This window comes from Streptosporangium nanhuense (genome assembly GCF_059358815.1).
In genome coordinates this window covers 1-3,578 of sequence record NZ_JCADBG010000075.1, presented here as the reverse complement: position 1 = coordinate 3,578, position 3,578 = coordinate 1, and the positions used below count along the sequence as shown (strand labels likewise).

Below are 3,578 nucleotides of genomic sequence, written 5' to 3'. Positions count from 1 at the left end.
GCGGCCAGCCCCTGCTCGGCCGTCAACGCCGGCATCCCGGCCCGCGCCATCCGGCGCAGATCGACCTCACCCAACGAGCCGCTCATCCCGGTCTCCTGAGCCCACAACGCCCAGGCCAGCGACACCCCCGCCAGCCCCTGGGCGCGGCGCGCCTGAACCAGCGCGTCCAGGAAGGTGTTCGCCGCCGCGTAGTTGCCCTGCCCGGCATTGCCCATCACCCCCGCCATGGAGGAGAAGACCACGAACCCGGCCAGGTCACTGTCTGCGGTCAGCTCGTGCAGGTGCCAGGCCGCGTCCACCTTGGGACGCAGCACCGCATCCAAACCTTCCGCCGTGAGCGACGGGATCGTGCCGTCGGCCAGCACGCCGGCGGTGTGGATCAGCGCCGTCAGCGGATGGCCGGCATCGATCCCGGCCAGCAGCGCTTCCACCTGCTCTCGATCGGCTACGTCGCACGCCGTGACCGTGACCTCGGCGCCGTGCGCGACCAGCTCGGCCCGCAGCTCCCCCGCGCCGGGAGCGTCCAGGCCCCGGCGGCTGGTCAGCAGCAGATGTCGTACGCCACGCTCGGCCACCACGTGCCGCGCGAACAGCGCGCCCAGACCGCCGGTGCCACCGGTGATCAACACCGTGCCCTCCGGATCCCAGACCCGGCTCGCCTCCCCATCAAGGTCGGACAGGTCGGACAGGTCGGAGGCGGGCGCCACCCGGGCCAGACGCGGAACCCGTACCTCACCCTCGTGTACCGCCGCCTGCGGCTCACCCGAGGTCAGCACCCCGGGCAGCGCATCGAGCAGGGCGGACAGCGAGGATTCCCGATCATCCACGTCGACCAGCACGAACCGGCCCGGGTTCTCCGACTGGGCACTGCGGACAAGACCCCACACCCCTGCGGCAGGAAGATCGGTCACCATCTCGCCGTCGCAGGTCGCGACCGCGCCCCGGGTGACGAACACCAGCCGCGAATCGGCGAAACGCTCGTCGGCCAGCCACCGCTGCAGCAGATCCAGCACGTGGGCGGTGAGCGCATGCGCCGGCTCCACCGGCCCGACCGCTGGATCGGTGACCACCTCCGTCACCACCACCACCGGGACCGGACCTGCCTCAGTCAATGACGACAGGTCCGCATACGTGGGCACCACGTGCCCGTCGGACTCCGCGTGCTCCGACGCCAAGTGCCCGCCGGGGCCCGCGTGCACCGGCATCTGACGCCCGTCGAGCCCTGCGTGCACCGGCACCGAATGCCCGTCGAGTTCCGCGTGCACCGGCACCGAATGCGCGTCGGGCTCCACACGTACCGGCACCGAATGTCCGCCGGGTCCCGCGGCCAGCCGCAATGTGGGGGCAAGACCGAGGGTGTCCAAGCCGAGCACCGCCATCGGTATCGACACCGGCGCCTGGTCGGCCCGAGGCAGGCCACCCACCGCGGGCCACTCCACCCGGAACAGCGCGTCCCACCCGGTCCCGCGGGGGTCGGAGCCGGCCAGGTGTTCGGCGGCCATCGGCCGCAGCACGACCGACCTGGCCGACATCACCGGCTCTCCGGTCGCGTCCACCGCGCTCAGCGACACCGCGTCGCCGCCCGTCCTGACCAGCCGCACCCGCAGCTCCGACGCACCCGATGCCTGCAGACACACCCCGCTCCACGACAGCGGCACCCAGCCACCCGCGACACCATCCAGCCCGGCGAAACCCACCGCGTGCAACGCCGCATCCAGCAACGCCGGATGCAACCCGAACGAAGCAGCCCCACCAGTCTGCTCAGGCAAGCTCACCTCCGCGAAAATCTCCCCCTCAACCCCCCGCCACGCCGCCCGCAACCCCCGGAACGCCGGACCGTACTCCACCCCCTCCTGCGCCAGTTCCTCGTACAGCCCTTCCAGCTCGATCGCCATCGCCCCGGCCGGAGGCCACACCGCCGCATCGAACGACGCCCCCTGCGAAACACCGGACGCGAGCGTTCCGGTCGCGTGCCGCACCCACGCCTGGCTCTCCTCAGCCTCAGCCGGGCGCGCATACACATTCACCGACCGATGGCCCGACTCCCGCGCCTGGCCGACCCACACCTGCACCGCCACCGCACCGTCCCGGCCCAGGACCAGCGGCGCCTCCACCGTCAATTCCTCGACCACCGCGCAGCCCACCTGATCAGCCGCCCGCACCGCCAACTCCACGAACACCCCGGACGAGACCACCGTCGAACCGGCCACCACATGATCAGCCAGCCACCCATGCGACGCCACCGACAACCGCCCCGTCAACAACACCCCGTCCGAACCGGCCAACCCCACCGCCGCACCCAGCAACGGATGCCCCGTCGACGCCTGACCCAACGCCCGCGCATCCCCACCCTGCCGCGGCCCCGGCCAGAACCGCTGACGCTGGAAGGCATAAGTCGGAAGATCGACATGACGGCCACCCGGCAGGGCCTGCCGCCAGTCCACCCTCACCCCGCGCACGAACAGCTCCGCTGCCGACACCAGGATGCGGTCCAGGCCGCCTTCGTCGCGGCGCAACGTCCCGGCGACCACCGCGGCGCCGACCTCCGCCGCGTCCACCGCCTGCTCGATCCCCAGCGTCAGCAACGGATGCGGACCGACTTCGAGGAAGATCCGATAGCGCTCCCGCAACAGTTGCTCGATCGCCGACCCGAACTCCACCGTCTGCCGCACGTTCTCATACCAGTAGCCCGCGTCCAGCTCCGGCCCTTCCAGCCACTGGCCGGTCGCGGTCGACAACATCGGCACCCGCGTCGTGGTCGGTGCCAGCCCGGCCAGGTCGCTCAGCAGTTCCTCGCGGAACCGCTCGACCTGCGGAGAATGCGCGGCGAAGTCCGCACCGGCCAGCTGCCAGCGCATCACACCCTCGGCCGACAGGCGCCGCTCCAGCACCCGCACCGCTTCCCCGTCACCGGCGACCGTCACCACCCCGGGCCCGTTGACCGCCGCCACCGCCACCCGATCCAACAGCTCGTCGGCGGCCAGCGCCGCACGCACCCGCTCCGCCGAAGCCATCACCGACAACATCACCCCACGCCCGGACAGCTTCTCGCCGATCAGACGACTGCGCAGCGCCACCACCCGCGCACCGTCCTGCAACGACAACCCACCCGCGACCACCGCCGCCGCGATCTCCCCCTGCGAATGACCCACCACCGCATCCGGAACAACCCCGAGCGACTCCCACACCGCCGCCAACGACACCATCACCGCGAACGACACCGGCTGCACCACATCCACCCGATCCAGTGATGGGGCACCTTCGGCCTGCCGGACCACCTCCAGCAACGACCAGTCCACGAACGGCTCCAGTGCGGCGGCGCATTCGGCCATCCGGCCTGCGAACACCGCCGACTCCTCCAGGAGAACGGCCCCCATCCCCACCCACTGCGCCCCCTGACCCGGGAACACCCACACCATCCGGCCGTCCACATCGGCCACTCCCGTGACGACTCCGGACGCCGACTCACCGGCCTCGACTGCGGCCAGCCCCGCCAGCAGCCCCTCACGCTTCCCGCCGACCACCACCGCGCGATGCTCGAACACCGACCGCGACACCACCAGCGACGACCCCACACC

The 3,578-nt window shown here is 71.7% G+C and carries 1 protein-coding gene; it reads right to left on the bottom strand.

The window, feature by feature from the left end:
• Positions 1-3,545, bottom strand: a 3,545-nt coding sequence (locus AC5L38_RS43935) for an SDR family NAD(P)-dependent oxidoreductase (RefSeq protein WP_495248769.1), incomplete at its 3' end; no start/stop codon positions are given.
• Between the last annotated feature and the right edge of the window lie 33 nt (positions 3,546-3,578).